The following is a 19,155-nucleotide window of genomic DNA, read 5'->3' as shown; positions in this document are numbered from 1 at the left end:
GAGCCCACAGCATGAACCAGCAGATCCGCAACCTCGCGTTCGCGATGCCGCTGACGAACCCGGCTTTCCCGCCCGGCCCGTATCGCTTCATCAATCGCGAATATTTCATCATCCAGTACCGGACCGACCCGGAGGCATTGCGCCGGATCGTGCCGGAGCCGCTGGAGCTGACCGAGCCTGTGGTGAATTACGAATTCATTCGCATGCCCGATTCCACCGGCTTCGGCGACTACACGGAAAGCGGCCAGATCATCCCGGTGTCCTTCCGCGGCCAGACCGGCAGCTTCGTCCACCAGATGTTCCTCAACGACCATCCGCCGATCGCCGGTGGCCGCGAGCTGTGGGGCTTTCCCAAGAAGCTGGCCCAGCCGAAGCTGGCCGTCGAGACCGATACCCTGGTCGGTACGCTGGACTACGGTTCGGTGCGCATCGCCACCGGCACCATGGGCTACAAGCATCGCGCCCTCGATCTTTCCGCCGAAGCACGGAAGCTCATCGCGCCAAATTTCCTGCTGAAGATCATTCCGCATGTCGACGGCACCGCGCGCATTTGCGAGCTGGTCCGCTTCCATCTCGAAGACGTGACGGTGAAGGGCGCGTGGACGGGGCCCGCCGCGCTCGATCTCTTCTCCCACGCGCTCGCGCCGGTCGCCGAGCTGCCGGTTCTTCAGGTGCTCTCGGCCAAGCATATCGTTGCCGACCTGACGCTCGGATTAGGAACCGTGGTGCACGACTATCTGGAGCGGTCCGCGGTGGCGCGATCGCGTGGAGCCGAAGCTGAAATCCTGACCGAAACACAGGCCGGCTGACCGAACGGGTCGCATTGCAAGGAGTAGTCGCCATGTTCAACGTGACGCGCGAACAAATCGATTCCGCACGACCGGTCAATCCGCTGCCCTACGATGTCGTTGCGCTGGTGCTGCAGGGTGGCGGCGCGCTCGGCGCCTACCAGGCAGGCGTCTACGAAGGCTTGCACGAGGCGGGGATCCGGCCGAACTGGCTGGCGGGCATCTCGATCGGCGCGCTCAACGCCGCCATCATCGCGGGCTCCCCGGAAGACGAGCGCGTGGCGCGGCTGCGCGAGTTCTGGGAGACGATCTGCGCAACCCCGGTGGAATGGCCTGCCGGCGAGGGACTGGCCGGCGCGCTACCCTTCGCGTTCGACTTCAACTCCCTGCACAACACGCTTGCCGCGATGCGCGCGCTGTTCCAGGGCCAGCCCGGCTTCTTCAGGCCGCGCTTCCCCTCGCCCTTGTGGTCGCCCTTCTCGGGCGACGCGTCGACCAGCTTCTATGACACGGCGCCGTTGCAGCGGACGCTGGAACAGCTGGTCGATTTCGACCGGCTGAACTCGGGCGAAGTGCGCGTCAGCGTCGGCGCGGTCAACGTCCGCACCGGCAATCTCACCTATTTCGACACAGCCGAGCGGCGGCTCGGTCCGAAACACTTCATGGCTTCGGGCGCGCTGCCGCCCGGATTTCCCGCCGTCGAAATCGACTCCGAGCACTACTGGGATGGTGGCGTGGTCTCCAACACGCCTCTCTCCCGCGTGCTGTCGGGCGATGCGAAAGACACGCTGACGTTCCAGATCGATCTCTGGTCGGCGCGGGGCCGCGTGCCGCACGACATGATGGAGGTTTCGAGCCGACAGAAGGACATTCAGTATTCCAGTCGCACCCGCGCCGTCACCGACCAGGCGCTGCGGATGCAGAAGATGCGTCAGGCGCTGCAGCGGACGATCGACAGATTGCCGGAGGCCGCAAGAAACGATCCGGAGATGCACGCCATCGCCGAGCTCGCCCGTCACCGCTCCCACAACATCATCCACCTGATCTACCAGTCCAAGCTCCACGAAGGTCACTCCAAGGACTACGAGTTCGGACCGAAGGCGATGCGCGCGCACTGGCAAAGCGGGCGGGACGACATCCGCCGCACGCTTGCCGACGGACGGCGCCTCGAGCCGCCGCCTTCCGAACTCGGCATCGTCACCCACGACATTCACCGCCGCGATTGACGTCGCCGGCAACCATCATCGAAAGGAGTTTTTCATGTTGAAAGGCAAAGTAGCGATCGTCACCGGATCGACCAGCGGCATTGGCCTCGGGATCGCAAGAGAGCTGGCCAGCCTCGGCGCCGATATCGTCCTGAACGGCTTTGGCGAACCGGGAGCGATCGAGAACATCAGGGCCGGCATCGAACGCGAGGACGGCGTGCGCGTCGCGTATGACGGCACCGACATGTCGGATGGCGAGGCCGTGCGCGGAATGATCGAGGCGACCATCGAAAAATTCGGACGGCTCGACATCCTCGTCAATAATGCCGGCATCCAGTTCACCGCACCAGTCGAGGAGTTTCCGCCCGCCAAGTGGAAGACCATTCTCGACATCAATCTGTCGGCGGCATTTCACGGCATCGCTGCGGCCGTGCCCCAGATGAAAAAGCAGCGATGGGGTCGCATCGTCAACATCGCTTCCACGCATGGTCTCGTCGCATCCGCCCACAAGGCAGCCTATGTCGCGGCCAAGCATGGCCTCGTCGGCCTTACCAAGGTGGTAGGCCTTGAAACCGCCGGCAGCGGCGTCACTTGCAACGCGGTCTGTCCCGGCTGGGTGCGCACGCCGCTCGTGGAGAAACAGATTAGCGACATCGCGGCGGAGAAAGGCATCAGCCAGAAGCAAGCAGCCGAAGAGCTTCTCGCCGAAAAACAGCCGTCGCTGGACTTCGCCTCCCCGAAGCAGATCGGTGGCACCGTCGCCTTCTTGTGCTCGGCCGCGGCCGACCAGATCACCGGGACGACGATCTCCGTCGATGGCGGCTGGACCGCGCGATGAACGCGTGACGAGCCTCTAATCCACCAAGCGATGACGGCCGCGCTCTCCCTGGCGGCGCGGCCTGCTCAACCATGACCAGCCAGAGTCAACACCAACCGAGCGCCCAACCCTTCAAAACAGGAGACCAACATGAATCTGCACAACACCTCATATCCCGTGTCATCGGGACCCGAAGAGCTCGTTCCGTCGCGCTACGCGCTGAAGATCGGCGAGATCGACGTGCTGGTGGTCAGCGACGGCGTGCTGCCGTTGCCGACCAAGATGCTCGCGCACAACGCTGACCCGGCGGTGCGGGCGACCTGGCTGCACGACATGTTCCTGCCGCAGGACGCTTTCGACTGGGCGCTGAACGCCGTCATGGTCCGCAGCGGCGGCAAGACCATCCTCATCGACGCCGGACTGGGCTCGGACCCGAACCTGAACTTGCCGCGCGCCGGACAGTTGATCAGGCGACTGGCGGCCGCCGGCATCGATCTTTCGGCGGTGACCGATCTGGTGTTGACCCATCTGCACATGGACCACATTGGCGGCCTGCTGGTCGACGGCGTGAAGGAGCAGCTGCGCAAGGACCTGCGTATCCATGTCGCGGCCGCCGAGGTCAAATTTTGGGAAAAGCCTGATTTCTCCCGCACTGCCATGCCGGAAGGGTTTCCGGACGCGCTTCGATCGACCGCCAAGCAGTTCCTGAAGGAGTACGGCCCTCAGCTGCGGCTGTTCGATGACGAGCACGAGATTGCGCCCGGCGTCATCGCCCGTCGCACCGGCGGTCACACCCCCGGACACAGCGTGGTTCGCATGGCGTCCGGCGATGACGCGCTGACATTCGCCGGCGATGCCGTGTTTGCCGTCGGGTTCGAGCAACCCGACTGGTTTAACGGCTTCGAGCACGACCCCGAGGAGGCCGCGCGCGTTCGCGTTCATCTGTTGCGACAGCTTGCCGAGACCGGCGAAATGCTGGTGGCGACGCACCTGCCGTTCCCGTCCGTGGGCCGGGTGGCAGCCGACGGCGACGCCTTCCGTTGGGTGCCGGTGTTCTGGGACTACTGACCGCTTGCCGGGTTAGAGCTGAAGCAGGGCGCGGACTCGATAAGTCCGCGCCCTTGAAAATAGGATCAAACATCGACCCTCGCGGTTGCCCTGCTGAGACGGCTGGAACCCGATCAGCGGGCGCCAGCCGGCATTGCGTCACGTGCAGCGCAGGCGGCTCCTCGTCTGCGCTCTTGCGCGCGCGAGATCGAGCGAGGAGATATGGCGATCGCGGCATTCAGGATGATCACTCTCGTAGCGGTTGCTGCCATGATCGGCCCATCCGTGCAGGCCCGCGACGACGGTCGCTACGCGAACTCTCCCCTCAAGGGCTGGTTCGAGAGCCTGCACAGCAAGGGCGGAGGTCCCTGCTGTGCCGACGCCGACAGCACGGCGCTGGACGATGTCGACTGGGACACGAGCAACGGACATTATCGCGTGAGACTCCTGGGCGACTGGATCGAGGTGCCCGACGACACCGTGATCACCGAGCCGAACCGCGCCGGCCGCACCATGGTCTGGCCGTATTACGTCAACGGCCGCGCCAAGATCCGCTGCTTCATGCCCGGCAGCATGATTTGAGATTTTGAATTCTAATGTCCCGGGCGCGGCGCAGCATGCAACGATGCGCCTTGAACCGGACGGCGCGGGCTCACTTGATTTGCTTGGCCGCGTGGATCTCGACGAACTCGGCGTCGGGATGGGCGACGATGGTGGCGAACATGATGCCACTGATGATGAGCGACCAGGCGGTGTCCCAATAAATCCAAAACACGTGCCAGCCTCCGTTTCGATCTGCTCCGCCCGCGGGATCAGGGTAACGGCAAGGCGAGGCTGCCGTTCCCAGTCCGCGAGCGGCGCGGGCGAGGTGCTATTTTGGTTTGGTCGGCGCGGAGTTGGGATCGGTTTGGCCGGTGTGGCGCTTTGCCACGACGTCCTCATCGCGCTCGGCCTGACGCGGGCGCGGCGGCGACTTGGGCTGGCCCGCCTGACCGCCATGCTTGCCGCCCATGTCGGGCTTACCTTCGAGATCGTTTTCACGGGGCATGCCGGTTCAATGCGCTCGCGCGGCATTGGTTCGGTTCGCCTGTGAACGAGTTCATAGGATCGCCGCGATTTGCAGCGCACGATCGCCAGGCCCACCCCCGGGAGCATTCTCATTCATATGACTGACGGATTCGGCCTGATGCGGAAACGACTTGTCGCCTGGACGATCCTGACCTGCGCGCTGCTCGCGGTCACCGTGTGGACCGTGCTCGGGCCGCCCCACACCCCGCCCGGGCCCCATCTGCCCTCCCGCACAGCGGCGATACGGTAAGCCTCCCACCGATACCATTTCGGCATCAATCGATCCCAATTGGAATTTGGTGCGGCGGGGCGGCTGCCGCTATCCTCCCGGCAAAACGACAAATGCCGCACCGGCATCCAGGAGGGACCCCATGCTGAGACCGACCCGACGCATCAGATCCGGCGTACCCCGCGCCGCGATCGCCACCACGCTTGCTTTCCTCACTCTCATTTCTGGAGTCCGCGCCGGCATGGCCGAGACCTTCGCCTATGTCGGCAATGCCGACAGTAACGACATCAGCGTGTTCAAAATGGCCGAGAGCGGCGAGATGACGCCCGTGCAGAAGGCCGCCTTCACCGGCGTCGAAAAGCCCGGCTCCTCGACGCCGCTCGCGATCACGCCCGATCATCGCGTGCTGATCGCCGGTGTCCGCTCGCAGCCGTTCGTTGCGGTGAGCTTTGCGATCGATCCCAAGACGGGCCAGCTCAGCCATATCGGCAACGGCCCGCTCGCCGACAGCATGGCCAATATCGCCATCGACCGCGGCGGCAAATTCCTGTTCAGCGCCTCCTATGGCGGCAACAAGGTCGCGCTAAATCCGCTGCTCGCCAACGGCGTCGCGGGCGAGCCGAAGCAGGTGATCCCGACCGGGCTGAACGCGCACGCCTTCCTGCCCTCGCCCGACAACCGCTTCGCGTTCGCGACCAATCTCGGCTCCGACCAGATTCTTGCCTTCGCGTTCGACGCCACGACCGGCACGCTCACGCCGAGCGATCCGCCGGCTCACAAGGTGCCAGAGAAATCGGGGCCGCGGCATTTCGTGTTCCACCCCAACGGCAAGTTCGTCTATCTCCTCCACGAGCTGAACGGCGACGTCGCGGCGTTCGCCTATGAGGCCAAGGGCGGCGCATGGGACGAGATCCAGCGCACCAGCGCGCTGCCGGAAGGATTTACCGGAAAGCCCTGGGCCGCCGACATCCACATTACCCCCGACGGCCGTTTCCTGTACGCCTCCGAGCGTACCACCAGCACGCTCACCGCCTACAAGGTCGATGCAACCACCGGCAAGCTGACCACCATCGGCAGCGTGCCGACCGAGAAGCAGCCGCGCGGCTTTCACATCGATCCCAGCGGGCGCTACCTCGCCGCAGTCGGCGAGCTCTCCGACAGCATGACGGTCTATGCCATCGACCAGAGCAGCGGCGCGCTCGCCAAGCTGAAGTCCTATGCCACCGGCAAGAAGCCGAACTGGGTGGAGTTCTTGAGCCTGCCGTGAGATTGCTCCGCTGCGGGATGAGTTCGGCCTGCATGGTGCGAGACGCCCGCTTTGGCGGGCTCCTCACCATGAGGGTCTGACATCCCGCCGCGAAGCATGACCTCATCCTGAGGGCCCGCCGCAGGCGGGCGTCTCGAAGGATGGCCGCAGGGACAGTGGAAGACAGCGAACCTTGGCGCCGGTCCCGAAGACTAAATCACGGGCGGCATCGCGCCGCCCGTGCTGCTGCGGCATTCTCATTCGGCCGGCCCTGATGTGCCCTTGGCTCGCAGCGATCGCTTCTGCTAACGATAAGGCCGTCAAGGCCCCAACCGGAATGACCCATGCGTTCATTGCCTGCGCGTTCTGTTTCCAGACATCTCGTTGCGCTCACCGGACTGCTGTTGCTGTCGGCCCAGCCCGCTGCCGCCGCCGATGACGACGCGCCCAAGGGGCCGGCGGTCACGGTGCTGAAGGTCGCAAAATCCTGTTTCTCCGACATCGTCGAGGGCACCGGCACCATCCTCGCGCGCGAGGCAAGCTCGGTGCGGCCGGAGCGGCCCGGCCTGAAGGTGACGGAGGTGCTGGCGGAAGCCGGCGACACCATCACCGCAGGCCAGGTGCTGGCGCGGCTGGCGCTGCCCGAGGGCGGCACACTTCAGATCACCGCCCCCGTGGCAGGCGTGATCGCGACGTCGACCGCGCAGATCGGCAACCTCGCCTCCGCCAAGGGCGAGGCGCTGTTCACGATCGTGGCGCGCAGCGAGTACGATCTCGTCGCCCTCGTCGCGACCAGCGATATGCGCAAGCTCGCGGTCAACCAGGTGGCGACCGTGCGCATCGCCGGCGCGGGCGATATCGACGGCAAGGTGCGCCGCATCGGCCCGACGGTCGAGCCGAACATCCAGCAAGGCATGGTCTATATCGGCATTTCCTCGCAGAAGCGGCTGTTGCTGAATGCGAGCGGCCGCGCGCTGATCAAGTCGGGCCAGAGCTGCAACGTCGCGGTGCCGCTGACATCGGTGCAGTATTCCTCCGCCGGCACCGTCGTGCAGGTGATCCGCCGCAACCGCGTCGAGACCAAGCGCGTCGAGGTCGGACTGATGTCGGGCGGCAATATCGAGATCCGCGACGGCCTCAACGAAGGCGATATCGTCGTGGCCCGCGCCGGCGCGCTGCTGCGCGAAGGCGATCCGGTGCGCACGGTGATGGCTGCGGAAGCGGCGAAGTAATCGCCACAATCGTCATTGCGAGAAGCAAAGCGACGAAGCAATCCAGAATCTTTCCGCGGGAAGATTCTGGATTGCTTCGCTCCGCTCGCAATGACGATGGAGAGGCAGATGTGCGTTAAACACGCACATCGTAGGGTGTGCAAAGCGAAGCGTGCCCACGTCTTCTATAGAGCGCGTCTTCTATCGAAATGTTGGAGAGATGGTGGGCACGGCGCGTTGCGCCTTTGCCCACCCTACAAGACCTAAGAAAAACTAGCCGCCGGCTTCGCCGAAATGGACGTCCTCAAGCAGCGAGGAGGAGACGGACGGGACCTGGTCGCCTTCGCTGGCGCGGGAGATGGCGAGGCGGGTCTTGTTGAAGACGCTCTCGGCGCTGCCCTGGGCATTGAGGTTGTTGAGGAACTCGCTGACAAGCACGCTGTGCTCGCCCTTGCCGTCGTCGACGACCTTGCCGGGCGAAGCCGAGGAGAGGATCAGCGCATTGTCCGTCGCGCTGATCGGCGCGAGGCCGTGGCTGTAGGAGCGGAAGCGGCGCTCATAGGGATTGCGGCGGGAGGCGTCGACCACGACGAGCTTGGCCTTGGCGCCCTGCTCCTTCATCATGTCGAGCACGCCTTCGATGGAGACGCCCTGACGACGGACATCGTTTTCCTTCCAGATCACGGCATCGACCGGCAGCATGTAGCTCTCGCGGCCGGCCTGCACGCCGTAGCCGCCGAAGAACAGCATGACGACGGTGTCGCGCTTGATCCGGGACTTCAGGCGATTGACGGCGCGGACCATGTCGTCCTTGGTCGCGTCTTCCACCATGTCGACGTCAAACCCGTTCTTGCGCAGCGACGAAGACAGCGCGCGGGCGTCGTTGATCGACTGCGTCAGCGGCGCATTGGCGTCGGGGTAGTGCCCATTGCCGATGACGAGGGCGAGACGCGAGGCCTGGCCGATCGAGCCGGTGACCTGGTCGGTCGAGACGGCCTTGGCGGCATCGAGCGCCCGCATGTTCAGGGCAGCATGGGCGCCGATCACGAGCGAGACCGTGCCGATGAGGGCTGCGGCCAGCGCGATCGTGCGTCGGGAAATGTCGAGCTGCGTTACATTCATCTCGCGTCATTCCTGTCACTGCCAAAGACCAGCCAAGCACGCGCACACTGTTTGAGTAGCGCGATAGCGTCTTTGGGTTTGAGGGATTGGCCGGGGTGTGCCCCCGAATTGCGCGCAATTTGCGGCGCCGCACCAAACAAAGCCTTAACCGGATATCGCCTCCCCCGCAATAGATCGCCGAAAATTTGAGCTAAGTCACTGGAAGTACGCGCTAATTTGCACCGCCAAAAGTGTGATTTTTTTGCGTCCCCGTAGCCTTCCGGAGCCTGATTATGCAGGCTTCGTGCCGGCTTTTTCTGTGACTGTCATCACATTTGTATTTCCTGCGAATCCGGGTAGCTTTTTCAACGACTTGCAGGGGGTGGCACGCGGCTGGGAGCGTGCCGGCCGGCGCCCTCGGCCAAATTCCCGCGACCAGGTATTTCATGAGCTTTCAATATTTTGCCGGCGCCACCTGCCGGGCGCTGACGGCGCGGAAGGACGGCCCCTCGCTTTACGACGTCTGCGATCCCGTATTGTCCGTTGCGGCCAGCGGCGATCCGCATCTGGCCAAGTTCTACAAGACCGCCCTCGGCAATCCCGCATTGCGGGTGCTGCTCCGCCGGGCCGGTCTGCCCGAACTGCGCGATGAAGGCAAACTGGCCCGGCTGCGCCACGCGCTGGTGCGCGCCCGCGACGAGGCCGAGCCCGATTGGGCGGCGGTCGGCCAGCCCGTTGCCGACCTCGTCGACAGCATCGCGCTGGATCATCCCAAGCCGCCGCCGGCCATGTTCACCGGCGCCATGCCGCAACAATCGCAGATCGACGGCGTGATCCGCGACTGCGCGCAGCATCTGCTGGGCTCGTACCGCAAGAATGGCTTTCTGCCGACCTACGCTGCGTTCAACCTGATCGGCGACCCCGATTTCCGCGGCCGCGAGCTGACCATCGCGCTCTCGGGTCTCAACGCGCGCGGCTACAAGAACTCCTCGCTGCTGTTCAACCTCGCCCGTGTCTTCATCGCGCGATCGCCGGCGCGCGCTGTCGTCAATCCGCCCTGGCGAGGGGTTGCCGAACCGATGTGGGAGCCGGTGCAGATCCGCCACCGCTCGGCCTATTACGACGCGTTCTTCATCGAGGCGCTGCTCGGCTATGTCGAGAGCGGTCTCGCCTCGCCTACCGAGATGACGGCGGCGAAGCGCGCGGTTGCCGACATGGTCGATTTCTGCGTCAACATCAGCCGCGAAGAGGTCGAGGGCATCGACGGGGCGCGGTTCAACGTCATCACCGCGCTCGCGCCGGCGCCGCATCCGCGCTTCTCACGCTATTTCGCCCAGATCAAGCAGGACCTCGGTTTCGGCGTCTACGTGCCGGATTGCGACACCACGGCGTGCTCGATCTCCGCGGCGACGCAGGCCGGCTGCACCGATCCGATCCTCGACCAGCCGCTGCTGGATTTCTATGCAGGCTATCAGGTGCGCGCCGGCGTCAACGAGCCGCGCGTGACCGTGCCGATCAACGACAATATCGACTATGAGGGCGGGGTTGCGACCTGGATCGACAATCTCAAGGGCGAGCGGCCCTATGGCAACGATCTCGATCCGACGCTCAATCTCGACATTCTCGAGGTCAGCTTTCGCAACCTCGCGCGCTGGAAAGTATTGGAGACGCCGGCGCGGCTCGCCACCGTGCATCGCATCATCGGCTTCCAGAAGCGGCTGGCGGCGAGCGGCGCCTTCGCCAATCCGCGCTCGCACATCTATTATCTGCCGGAGCTCTACAGCGCCTATTTCGGCCGCTGTTATGCCGCCTTCCTGGCGCTGCCGCTGGCGGCGCAGGCGATCATCGATCCCGACGGCGATTTCGATTTCATCCGCCACCGCGTGCTGTCTTACGTCAAGGGCGAGCTGATGGCCGCCGAGATGAACGTGTTCGACGCAGCGCTCGCGCTGATCGCGCTCGGCCATCTCGGTGCGGACCCGCGCGCCTTTGCGCCGGCGCTGAACGTGATCGTCGCGAGCCTCGGCGAAGGCGGCCGCCGCGGCCCGTTCCGTGCCTATGAATGGAACAAGATGAAGACGCCGACGCGGATTTTGGTCGGCGGTCCGGAGGTGACGTCGGCGTTCGTGCTGATGGCGCTGGCGGTGGCCAAGCGGGCGATGACGCGGGGATAGGTTTCGTAGGGTGGATTAGCGAAGCGTAACCCACCACTTCTGCCGCCGTGGAGACGAAAGAGGTGGGGTTACGCCTTCGGCTAACCCACCATACAAAACTTCGCTCGATGACGGGAAGTTGAAAGCCCAAGTGCCAGGCATATGCTGGCCGGGCGGACAAAAGCCGACCACAATTGCGAGGTCTATCGCAATTTTCATCACACGCGGACCGGCATGTTGCGAAAATTCCTGATTGCGCTGTCATTGCTCGCCTTGTCCTTGCCCGGCCTGGCGTCGCAGGCTGAGGCCGCCGACATCACCGGCACCGCAAAGGTCCGCGCCGGCGACGCGGTGGCGATCGGCAACACGCGGATCAGGCTCGGCGGCATCGACGCGCCCGCGGTCGACCAGCTCTGCCTCAACAACAAGGGCGAGCGCTGGACCTGCGGCATCGCGGCCCGCGACGAGCTCGCCAAATATGTCGACGGCAAGAACTGGGTCTGCCATGCGAGGTCGATCGACCGGCGCGGCCGCACCGTGGCGCGTTGCGATGTCGGCGGCGAGGATATCCAGAAATGGCTGGTGCGCGCAGGCTGGGCGCTGGCCTACACCCGCATGTCGCACGACTATGAGGCGGACGAGAAGGCCGCGCGGGAGGCCAAGGCCGGGATGTGGCAGGGCGCCTTCATCGCGCCCTGGGACTGGCGCGTGCGCAACAAGAAGACCACCATCCTCGGCGCCACCAAGCCGCCCGACGGCGCGCATGCGATCCTGCTCGCTTCGGCCTCGGGGCCCGTCGCGCCCTCGCCGGACTGCACCATCAAGGGCAACGTCAACACCGCCGGCGAGTGCATCTATCACCGGCCGACCAGCCGCTGGTATGCGCAGATCAAGATGAAGATCAGCAAGGGCACGCGCTGGTTCTGCTCGGTGGAGGAAGCCGAAGATGCGGGCTGCCGCGAGACTAAGAGATAACCCACGTCAGACCTGCGTTTTCCGGCCTTTTCTTGCACCGCAGCGCCGCGTAAAAGTGTGAATCAGCGACCCACCATCCTGTTCTCAGGCAACAAGGACCAACAGCAATGACCGTTCGCGCGGGCCGGGAATTTCTGGCCATCCCCGGGCCCACCAATATGCCCGACGAGGTGCTGCGGGCGATGCATCGTCCGGCGATCGACATCTACTCCAAGCAGATGACCGATCTGACCGAGAGCCTGCTCAGCGACATCTCGAAACTGTTTGCCACCAAGGGCAAGTCCTACATCTACATCGCCAACGGTCACGGCGCCTGGGAAGCAGCATTGAGCAACGTGCTGTCGCGCGGCGACAAGGTGCTGGTGCTCGAAAGCGGGCGGTTCGCGATCGGCTGGGGCCATGCCGCGGCGCTGATGGGTGCCGAGGTGGAGGTGCTCAAGGGTGACTGGCGCCGCGCGGTGCGGCCGCACGAAGTCGAGGAGCGCCTGCGCCGCGACAAGGAGCACACCATCAAGGCCGTCGTCGTCGTCCAGGTCGACACCGCCTCAGGCGTGCAGAACGACATCGAGGCGATCGGCAAGGCGATCAAGGCGAGCGGTCATCCGGCGCTGTACATGGTCGACACTGTCGCCTCACTCGGCTGCATGCCGTTCGAGATGGACAAATGGGGCATCGACGTTGCGATGTCGGGCTCGCAGAAGGGCCTGATGACGCCGCCCGGCCTCGGCTTCGTCACGGCCAATGCGCGTGCGCTCGAGGTCCACAAGAAGGCCAATATGGCGACACCCTATTGGAGCTGGAGCGAGCGCGAAGGCAGCGAGCATTATCGCAAATATGCCGGCACCGCGCCGGTTCATCTGCTGTTCGCGCTGCGCCAGGCGATCGACCTCTTGCACGAGGAAGGGCTGGAGAACGCCTTCCGCCGCCACAGCCTGCTCGGCGAAGCCGCGCGCCGCGCGGTCGGCGCATGGTCGGAAGGCCAGGTGCTCGGCTTCAACATCGCGGAAGCCAGCGAACGCTCCAACACCGTGACCACAGTGACCATGAGCAACGGCCATGATCCCGCAATCCTGCAACGCTATTGCAAGGAGAAGTGCGGCGTCGTGCTCGGCACCGGCATCGGCGATCTCTCGGGACAAGCCTTCCGCATCGCCCATATGGGCCACGTCAACGCCCCGATGCTGCTCGGCACGTTGGGGGTGATCGAGGTCGGGCTGAACGCGCTGAAGATCCCGCACGGCAAGGGCGGGCTCGAAGCGGCGGTTGCGTATCTCGGCGAAGAGGTGGCGGCGTAAGCGTCTTTTTTCCTTCTCCCCTTGGGGGAGCAATCTTGTAGCCCGGGTGAGCGGAGCGACACCCGGGATTCTTGCGTGAGTCCCCGCATGTCGCTTCGCTCATGCGGGCTACGGCAGCGGCGGGATCCGATACGCCTCGACCTGCGCCTTCAGTTCCTCCAGCGAGGCAAGCGGCGCCTTCGGATCCACCCGATATTCCCCACGCGCCAGCCACGACAGCACCTTCGCATCGACGATCGGCGAATGGTGGATGACGTCGCCGTAATTGTCGAGGTTATGCGTCACGTCCTTGATCGCCCGGAAATCGTACAGGCGCACATTGGGAAGCTGCGTCAGGCGCTGCGCAATGACGGCGGTGAGGTCGGTGACGATCTTCAGCGTCGCAGGCGAAGCGTCGCGCATCGCGACGAATTGCAGGATCGAATAGGGCGGGAAGTAGATGTCGAAGGTCACGTCCGGATGGCGCGCGATCAGGCCGACGGCGTCGCGTTCGAAATGCGTTATCATGGCATCGTAACGATAGCCTTCACCGAGAAAGCGGCTGCGTACGGGATCGGTGATATAGGCGAAGGCCGCGAGCGTCCTTTTCGCATTATAGGCGCGCGCGACGTCGATATCGCGCGGCAGCGCATAGATGTCGTCGACGTCGGCCAACGCAAACTTGACGGGCAGATAAGGCGCGGCCCGGGTCAGCGGCTGCCGCAGCGGCGGAACCGACCGCAGCAACGCAAACAGGGATTCCTTCGCCATCGCCGCGCTGAACAGGTAGGACGCGATGCCCTTTGCCGTCCCGCGATAGAGATCGGCAGAGAGATAAGGATCGGTCTCGATGTCGGCCGCATCGACAAAGATGAAATCGTCCATCGCCCAGATCACGCGTTTTGCGCCGCGGTCGATGGCCTGCTCGAGCACAAAACCCTGCTGGCGCGAATTGGAGCCGGTCATCGCCAGCTTGAGCGAGTGCACGCCAAGCGCATGATCGATGTCGCTCTGGCGGAAATGGATCGCGAGCGAGGTGCCCATGAAGGCGGCGTCGAACAACTGGCTGCGGATCAGCCCGGCATTCTGCACGCGCGTGTCATCGGAATAGAACGGCGCGACGAGGCGCGAGGGGCGAAACAGCTGCAAGGGATCGATGACATAGGTGAGCGCAGCCGCGCCCAGCACGCACGCGATGCTCGCGAGGAGAAGACGCCCTGGATGTGTGAACGCGCCTTGCATCAGAACCGGAAATAGATGAATTCACTGTGGCTCTGGATACCCAAAACCCCGAACGCAAGCACCAGCGACGCACCATAGAGGACCAGCGGCTGCATCCGTCCGGCTATCAGGCCGCCACCGACCCTGCGATTGGCGTGGTCGTACCCCATGATTCCTTGCGTGTTCGGCGCCAGCCACACCAGCGCGGCATAAATTGCGACCATCACCGACGCCGCAATCTCCTCGCGGCCGAACACGATATTCGCCGGATCGGCCATCGCATTCAGAATCCGCATGGCCCAATCGACCCGCTCGGCCCGGAAGAAGACCCAGGCGACAACGACGGCGAGAAAGGTCAGCACGGCCCCGGCGACGCGAGCTGGGCGCGCGAGCAATTTCGGAACATTCGGCACCCGCGCGTTGAAGGCGTGATTGATACAGAGATAGGCGCCGTGCAGCGCGCCCCAAATGACAAACGTCCAGGCCGCGCCATGCCAGAGCCCGCCGAGCAGCATCGTGAGCATCAAATTGACGTAGCGCAGCACGCGGCCGCGACGGTTGCCCCCGAGCGGAATGTAGAGATAGTCGCGCAGGAAGTGCGACAGCGTCATGTGCCAGCGTCGCCAGAACTCGACGATGCTGGTGGCCTTGTAGGGCGAGTTGAAATTGACCGGCAGGAAGATGCCGAACATCAGCGATATCCCGATCGCCATGTCCGAATAGCCCGAGAAGTCGAAATAGAGCTGGAAGGTGTAGGCGAGCGAGCCAAGCCAGGCCTGATCAAAACTCGGCGCGCGCGCATCGAAGGCGAGCGCGACCAGCGGCTGGATTCCGTCGGCGAGGCACGTCTTCTTGAACAGGCCGATCGCGAAGATGATGAGGCCGCACAGGATCAGATGCCCATGCGGATGCTTGGTTTCCTCCCGCTCGAATTGCGGAATCATGTCCTTGTGGTGAAGGATTGGCCCCGCGATCAGATGCGGAAAGTATGTCACGAAGAGCGCGTAGTGCGGCAGCGCGTAGGCCGCCACCTGCCCGCGCCAGGCATCGACCAGGAACGCGATCTGGGTGAAGGTGTAGAAGGAGATGCCGACCGGCAGCAGGATGTGGACCGCAAAATGCGTGCCGGCCAGTGCATTGACGTTTTCGGCGACGAAGCCGGCATATTTGAAGATGCCAAGCACGAGGAGATCGCCGGCGACGCCGAGGGCAAGGGCGGCCTTTCGCTGCGACCGAGCAAGCTTCGCTACGATGAGGAGATGGCCTATGCCATAGTTGAAGGCGATCGATATCAGCAACAGGGCTACGAACTGCCAATTGCCGATGGCATAAAAAGTGAGCGAGGCCGCCGCCAACCAGATCACCGGGGCCAGATTGCTGCGCCGCCCGAGCCGGAAATAGCCTGCCAGCGCGGCCGGCAGGAACAGCAGGATGAACGGGTAGGAATTGAACAGCATCAGGCTGGACCGGCGGCGGGGATTAGGAAGCCTAAAGCATAGAAGGGACCGATCAACAACCCGGCGACTTGACGCTATTCTGGCGCAGTCCTTGGCGCAGTGGCGCTGGCAATTCGTGGAATCGGGACGATATAAGGCAGGACGCATCTTCTCCCTCTCCCCGCCTGCGGGGAGAGGGTTGGGGTGAGGGGGAGTCTCCACGAGGACGGTGACAGCGAGACTCGCGGAGAGCCCCCCTCACTCGGATTGCATCTTCGATGCAATCCGACCTCTCCCCGCAAGCGGGGCGCGGTGAAGAAGAAGCCGCGCGCGAACGTGACATGATGAGGATCGAGTGACACAAGCCAAACCACCTTCCCAGCCCCCCGTCGCCCCGCGCCGGCCGCATTCCTTCACGCGGCATGGGATCACCGTGACCGACGACTATGCCTGGCTGAAGGACGAGAAATGGCAGGAGGTGCTGCGCGACCCCGCGGTGCTCGATCCCGACATCCGCAAATATCTGGACGAAGAGAATGTCTACACCGAGAGCCTGCTCGGCCACACCTCATCGCTTCAAAAGACGCTGGTGCGCGAGATGCGGGGGCGGATCAAGGAGGACGATTCCAGCGTGCCGTCGCCGGATGGTCCCTTCGCCTATTTCCGCAAATTCCGCGAAGGCGGCCAGCACGAGCTGTTCGGCCGCATGCCGCGCGATGGCGGCGAGGGCCACATCGTGCTCGACGGCGATGCGCTCGCCAAGGACCACACCTATTTCAAATTCGGCGGCAGCCGGCACTCGAATGACCACAGGCTGCAGGCCTGGAGCGCCGACACCAAAGGCTCGGAATATTTCTCCATCCGCGTGCGCGACTGGGCGACCGGAAAGGACCTCGACGACGTCGTCGAGGAGACCGACGGCGGCGTGGTCTGGAGCAAGGACGCAACGTCGTTCTTCTACGTGAAGCTCGACGACAATCACCGCCCGATGCAGGTGTGGCGGCACAAGCTCGGCACTGGGCAGGCAGACGACACGCTGGTTTACGAAGAGCAGGATTCCGGCTGGTTCACCCATCTGCACGAGAGCACCAGCGGGCGCTTCTGCGTCGTCGCGGGCGGCGACCACGAGACCTCCGAGCAGCGGCTGATCGACCTCGCCCATCCCGACGCACCGCCGCGCCTGGTCGCGGCACGCGAGGAAGGCGTGCAATATTCGCTGGCCGACCGTGGCGACGAACTGTTCATCCTCACCAACGCCGACGACGCGATCGACTTCAAGATCGTCACCGCACCGCTGGCATCACCCGAGCGCAAGAACTGGCGCGATCTGATCCCGTATCGCCCGGGCATCTACATCATCGATCTCGATCTCTATGCCGGCCACATGGTGTGGCTGGAACGCGCCAATGCGTTGCCGTCGATCGTGATCCGCGACCTCGCGACCAAGGAAGAGCACGCCATCGCGTTCGACGAGGCGGCCTATTCGCTGGATACGATGGGCTCCTACGAATTCGAGACGACGAATTTGCGTTTCGCCTATTCGTCGATGACGACGCCGTCGGAAGTCTATGACTACGACATGGTCAAGCGGACGCGTACCCTACGCAAGCGGCAGGAGATTCCGTCCGGCCACAATGCGAGCGACTACGTTACGACGCGCATCATGGCGAAGGCGCATGACGGCGCCGAGGTGCCGGTCTCGATCCTCCATCGCCGCGGGCTCACGCTCGATGGCGCGGCGCCGCTTCTGCTCTACGGCTACGGCTCCTACGGCATGGCCATGCCGGCTTCGTTCAGCGCCAACCGCCTGTCGCTGGTCGATCGCGGCTTCGTCTACGCCATCGCCCATATCCGCGGCGGCGCCGACAAGGGCTGGGGCTGGTATCTCGACGGCAAGCGCGAGAAGAAGACCAATTCGTTCGACGACTTCTCGGCCAGCGCCCGCGCACTGATTGATGCGAAGTACACCAGCGCAAAGCGCATCGTCGGCCACGGCGGTTCGGCCGGTGGCATGCTGATGGGCGCGGTGGCGAACCGCGCCGGCGAATTGTTCGCCGGCATCGTCGCCGAAGTGCCGTTCGTCGACGTGCTCAACACCATGCTTGACGACACGCTGCCGCTGACGCCGCCGGAATGGCCGGAATGGGGCAACCCGATCGAGAGCGAAAAGGATTTCCGCACCATCCTGTCGTATTCGCCCTACGACAATGTCGCGGCGAATGATTATCCCGCGATCCTGGCAATGGGCGGATTGACCGATCCGCGCGTCACGTACTGGGAGCCCGCCAAATGGATCGCGCGCCTGCGCGCGACGATGAGCGGTGGCGGCCCGGTGTTGCTGCGCACCAACATGGGCGCCGGCCACGGCGGCGCCTCGGGACGCTTCAACCGGCTCGATGAAGTCGCGATCGTCTATGCGTTCGCGCTGTGGGCGGCTGGGATGGCGGAGGCCGGGGTGTAGGCGTTCATATGCCTCCCCATCGTCGTCCTGGCGAAAGCCAGGACCCATACCGCGTGATCTATCCGAAGAAGGTCGGTGTCAGTACCGCGCGAAAACACGACAACTCCGAGTCTTCGCCAAATTACTCCCTGGGGTAATGGGTCCTGGCTTTCGCCAGGACGACGACGGAGATTGTGGGACGAGTTGTCGGCCTTTACCTTCCGTTCGCCTTCCGCCATGCGGCGAAGTCGGTCAGCGTCTGCGGGTCCGTCGCCGGATAGAGACCGAAAATGCCGCGGCCCTTGTTGACTTCTTCGGTGACGAAGTCCTCGAACGCGGTCATCTCGAAGGTCTCGTTGGCGATCTCGTCAGCAAGATGCGCGGGAATCACGATCACGCCGTCGCTGTCGCCAAGAATGACGTCGCCGGGAAACACCGGCGCGTCGCCGCACCCGATCGGCACGTTGATTTCGATGGCTTGATGCAGCGTCAGATTGGTCGGTGCGCTCGGGCGGTGGTGGTAGGCGGGGATCCCCAGTTTGGCGATCTCGGCCGAGTCGCGAAAACCGCCATCGGTGACGACACCGGCGACACCGCGCTTCATCAGGCGCGTGACCAGGATCGCACCGGCCGAAGCGGCGCGCGCGTCCTTGCGGCTGTCCATCACCAGCACGCTGCCTGGCGGGCAATCCTCGACCGCCTTGCGCTGCGGATGGGAGCGGTCCTTGAAAACGTCGATGGTGTTGAGATCCTCGCGAGCCGGCATATAGCGCAGCGTGAAGGCTTCACCGACCATGGTCGGCTGGTTGGCGCCGAGCGGGTGCACATCCTGGATCATCTGGATGCGCAGGCCGCGCTTGAACAGCGCTGTGGCGACGGTGGCGGTGGAGACGGATTTGAGCTTGTTGCGGGTGGCTTCGGTAAGTTTCGTCATTTTCACGCTC

18 protein-coding genes are annotated in these 19,155 nt (G+C 64.2%); 12 read left to right on the top strand and 6 right to left on the bottom strand.

Translation table 11 applies throughout. From position 1 onward, the window contains the following. The first annotated feature begins 11 nt into the window (after positions 1 to 11). From ABIB80_RS05000 to ABIB80_RS04980, 5 genes are all read left to right on the top strand, one after another. Complete coding sequence (locus ABIB80_RS05000) at positions 12 to 809, top strand: acetoacetate decarboxylase (RefSeq protein ID WP_007599014.1); 798 nt, start codon at positions 12 to 14, stop codon at positions 807 to 809. 32 nt (positions 810 to 841) lie between these two features. Beyond that, positions 842 to 2,014, top strand: a complete 1,173-nt coding sequence (locus ABIB80_RS04995) for a patatin-like phospholipase family protein (RefSeq protein ID WP_007599013.1) — start codon at positions 842 to 844, stop codon at positions 2,012 to 2,014. 34 nt (positions 2,015 to 2,048) lie between these two features. Next, positions 2,049 to 2,831 carry a 3-hydroxybutyrate dehydrogenase gene (locus tag ABIB80_RS04990; protein WP_007599012.1) on the top strand — a complete coding sequence of 261 codons (783 nt, stop codon included), beginning with the start codon at positions 2,049 to 2,051 and terminating at the stop codon, positions 2,829 to 2,831. A gap of 129 nt (positions 2,832 to 2,960) precedes the next feature. Beyond that, positions 2,961 to 3,878, top strand: coding sequence for an MBL fold metallo-hydrolase (locus ABIB80_RS04985; protein WP_007599011.1), 918 nt, complete (start codon positions 2,961 to 2,963; stop codon positions 3,876 to 3,878). Positions 3,879 to 4,079: 201 nt separating this feature from the next. Beyond that, positions 4,080 to 4,439 (top strand): hypothetical protein, encoded by a 360-nt coding sequence (locus ABIB80_RS04980; protein WP_007599010.1) that lies wholly within the window; start codon positions 4,080 to 4,082, stop codon positions 4,437 to 4,439. Positions 4,440 to 4,509: 70 nt separating this feature from the next. Here ABIB80_RS04980 and ABIB80_RS04975 read toward each other — a convergent pair whose 3' ends face one another. Together ABIB80_RS04975 and ABIB80_RS04970 are read right to left on the bottom strand one after the other, a co-directional pair. After that, positions 4,510 to 4,632 carry a hypothetical protein gene (locus ABIB80_RS04975; protein WP_007599008.1) on the bottom strand — a complete coding sequence of 41 codons (123 nt, stop codon included), beginning with the start codon at positions 4,630 to 4,632 and terminating at the stop codon, positions 4,510 to 4,512. A gap of 96 nt (positions 4,633 to 4,728) precedes the next feature. After that, on the bottom strand, positions 4,729 to 4,905 hold the full coding sequence (locus ABIB80_RS04970; protein ID WP_157158619.1) for a hypothetical protein: 177 nt from the start codon (positions 4,903 to 4,905) through the stop codon (positions 4,729 to 4,731). A gap of 138 nt (positions 4,906 to 5,043) precedes the next feature. Here ABIB80_RS04970 and ABIB80_RS04965 point away from each other — a divergent pair, with 138 nt between their 5' ends. From ABIB80_RS04965 to ABIB80_RS04955, 3 genes are all read left to right on the top strand, one after another. Further along, positions 5,044 to 5,175, top strand: coding sequence for a hypothetical protein (locus tag ABIB80_RS04965; protein WP_354127119.1), 132 nt, complete (start codon positions 5,044 to 5,046; stop codon positions 5,173 to 5,175). Positions 5,176 to 5,296: 121 nt separating this feature from the next. Beyond that, positions 5,297 to 6,421, top strand: a complete 1,125-nt coding sequence (locus tag ABIB80_RS04960; RefSeq protein ID WP_007599001.1) for a lactonase family protein — start codon at positions 5,297 to 5,299, stop codon at positions 6,419 to 6,421. Positions 6,422 to 6,744: 323 nt separating this feature from the next. After that, positions 6,745 to 7,632 carry an efflux RND transporter periplasmic adaptor subunit gene (locus ABIB80_RS04955; RefSeq protein ID WP_007598998.1) on the top strand — a complete coding sequence of 296 codons (888 nt, stop codon included), beginning with the start codon at positions 6,745 to 6,747 and terminating at the stop codon, positions 7,630 to 7,632. Positions 7,633 to 7,884: 252 nt separating this feature from the next. Here the strand turns inward: ABIB80_RS04955 and ABIB80_RS04950 are convergent, their stop codons facing one another. Further along, positions 7,885 to 8,733, bottom strand: coding sequence for a caspase family protein (locus ABIB80_RS04950; protein ID WP_007598997.1), 849 nt, complete (start codon positions 8,731 to 8,733; stop codon positions 7,885 to 7,887). A gap of 425 nt (positions 8,734 to 9,158) precedes the next feature. Between ABIB80_RS04950 and ABIB80_RS04945 the strand changes: the two genes are divergently transcribed. The 3 genes from ABIB80_RS04945 (at position 9,159) to ABIB80_RS04935 (ending at position 13,135) form a co-directional block, all read left to right on the top strand. Next, a complete protein-coding gene (locus ABIB80_RS04945) occupies positions 9,159 to 10,886 on the top strand; it encodes a hypothetical protein (protein WP_007598995.1) in 1,728 nt (575 codons plus the stop codon). A gap of 213 nt (positions 10,887 to 11,099) precedes the next feature. Next, on the top strand, positions 11,100 to 11,840 hold the full coding sequence (locus tag ABIB80_RS04940; RefSeq protein WP_035995378.1) for a thermonuclease family protein: 741 nt from the start codon (positions 11,100 to 11,102) through the stop codon (positions 11,838 to 11,840). A gap of 107 nt (positions 11,841 to 11,947) precedes the next feature. Then, positions 11,948 to 13,135, top strand: coding sequence for a pyridoxal-phosphate-dependent aminotransferase family protein (locus ABIB80_RS04935; RefSeq protein ID WP_007598984.1), 1,188 nt, complete (start codon positions 11,948 to 11,950; stop codon positions 13,133 to 13,135). A 108-nt stretch (positions 13,136 to 13,243) separates the two neighbouring features. On the opposite strand, the gene ABIB80_RS04930 is transcribed toward ABIB80_RS04935, so the two are convergent. Together ABIB80_RS04930 and ABIB80_RS04925 are read right to left on the bottom strand one after the other, a co-directional pair. After that, positions 13,244 to 14,356 carry a hypothetical protein gene (locus ABIB80_RS04930; RefSeq protein ID WP_354127118.1) on the bottom strand — a complete coding sequence of 371 codons (1,113 nt, stop codon included), beginning with the start codon at positions 14,354 to 14,356 and terminating at the stop codon, positions 13,244 to 13,246. After that, positions 14,356 to 15,792 carry an MBOAT family O-acyltransferase gene (locus ABIB80_RS04925; protein WP_007598980.1) on the bottom strand — a complete coding sequence of 479 codons (1,437 nt, stop codon included), beginning with the start codon at positions 15,790 to 15,792 and terminating at the stop codon, positions 14,356 to 14,358. Before ABIB80_RS04925 ends, ABIB80_RS04930 begins: the two co-directional genes overlap by 1 nt. A 334-nt stretch (positions 15,793 to 16,126) precedes the next feature. Here ABIB80_RS04925 and ABIB80_RS04920 point away from each other — a divergent pair, with 334 nt between their 5' ends. Then, complete coding sequence (locus ABIB80_RS04920; protein ID WP_007598978.1) at positions 16,127 to 18,232, top strand: S9 family peptidase; 2,106 nt, start codon at positions 16,127 to 16,129, stop codon at positions 18,230 to 18,232. Between the two features lie 193 nt (positions 18,233 to 18,425). Here ABIB80_RS04920 and ABIB80_RS04915 read toward each other — a convergent pair whose 3' ends face one another. Continuing rightward, positions 18,426 to 19,145: a ribonuclease activity regulator RraA gene (locus ABIB80_RS04915; RefSeq protein ID WP_354127117.1), complete on the bottom strand. Its 720-nt coding sequence runs from the start codon at positions 19,143 to 19,145 to the stop codon at positions 18,426 to 18,428. Positions 19,146 to 19,155: the final 10 nt, after the last annotated feature.

It is taken from the genome of Bradyrhizobium sp. i1.15.2, from assembly GCF_040548425.1.
GTDB classification, from domain to species: Bacteria; Pseudomonadota; Alphaproteobacteria; order Rhizobiales; family Xanthobacteraceae; genus Bradyrhizobium; species Bradyrhizobium canariense.
Note: the sequence above shows the minus strand (reverse complement) of the source record. Positions and strands in the feature narration are given on the sequence as shown.

Bases quoted from the DNA above. Each gene is read 5' to 3' on its own strand.
- ABIB80_RS04940 (WP_035995378.1), top strand. From the start codon at position 11,100: ATGTTGCGAAAATTCCTGATTGCGCTGTCATTGCTCGCCTTGTCCTTG.
- ABIB80_RS04990 (WP_007599012.1), top strand. From the start codon at position 2,049: ATGTTGAAAGGCAAAGTAGCGATCGTCACCGGATCGACCAGCGGCATT.
- ABIB80_RS04970 (WP_157158619.1), bottom strand. From the start codon at position 4,905: ATGCCCCGTGAAAACGATCTCGAAGGTAAGCCCGACATGGGCGGCAAG.
- ABIB80_RS04935 (WP_007598984.1), top strand. From the start codon at position 11,948: ATGACCGTTCGCGCGGGCCGGGAATTTCTGGCCATCCCCGGGCCCACC.
- ABIB80_RS04945 (WP_007598995.1), top strand. From the start codon at position 9,159: ATGAGCTTTCAATATTTTGCCGGCGCCACCTGCCGGGCGCTGACGGCG.
- ABIB80_RS04955 (WP_007598998.1), top strand. From the start codon at position 6,745: ATGCGTTCATTGCCTGCGCGTTCTGTTTCCAGACATCTCGTTGCGCTC.
- ABIB80_RS04950 (WP_007598997.1), bottom strand. From the start codon at position 8,733: ATGAATGTAACGCAGCTCGACATTTCCCGACGCACGATCGCGCTGGCC.
- ABIB80_RS04965 (WP_354127119.1), top strand. From the start codon at position 5,044: ATGCGGAAACGACTTGTCGCCTGGACGATCCTGACCTGCGCGCTGCTC.
- ABIB80_RS04995 (WP_007599013.1), top strand. From the start codon at position 842: ATGTTCAACGTGACGCGCGAACAAATCGATTCCGCACGACCGGTCAAT.
- ABIB80_RS04915 (WP_354127117.1), bottom strand. From the start codon at position 19,145: ATGACGAAACTTACCGAAGCCACCCGCAACAAGCTCAAATCCGTCTCC.
- ABIB80_RS04985 (WP_007599011.1), top strand. From the start codon at position 2,961: ATGAATCTGCACAACACCTCATATCCCGTGTCATCGGGACCCGAAGAG.
- ABIB80_RS04930 (WP_354127118.1), bottom strand. From the start codon at position 14,356: ATGCAAGGCGCGTTCACACATCCAGGGCGTCTTCTCCTCGCGAGCATC.
- ABIB80_RS04980 (WP_007599010.1), top strand. From the start codon at position 4,080: ATGGCGATCGCGGCATTCAGGATGATCACTCTCGTAGCGGTTGCTGCC.
- ABIB80_RS04925 (WP_007598980.1), bottom strand. From the start codon at position 15,792: ATGCTGTTCAATTCCTACCCGTTCATCCTGCTGTTCCTGCCGGCCGCG.
- ABIB80_RS05000 (WP_007599014.1), top strand. From the start codon at position 12: ATGAACCAGCAGATCCGCAACCTCGCGTTCGCGATGCCGCTGACGAAC.
- ABIB80_RS04960 (WP_007599001.1), top strand. From the start codon at position 5,297: ATGCTGAGACCGACCCGACGCATCAGATCCGGCGTACCCCGCGCCGCG.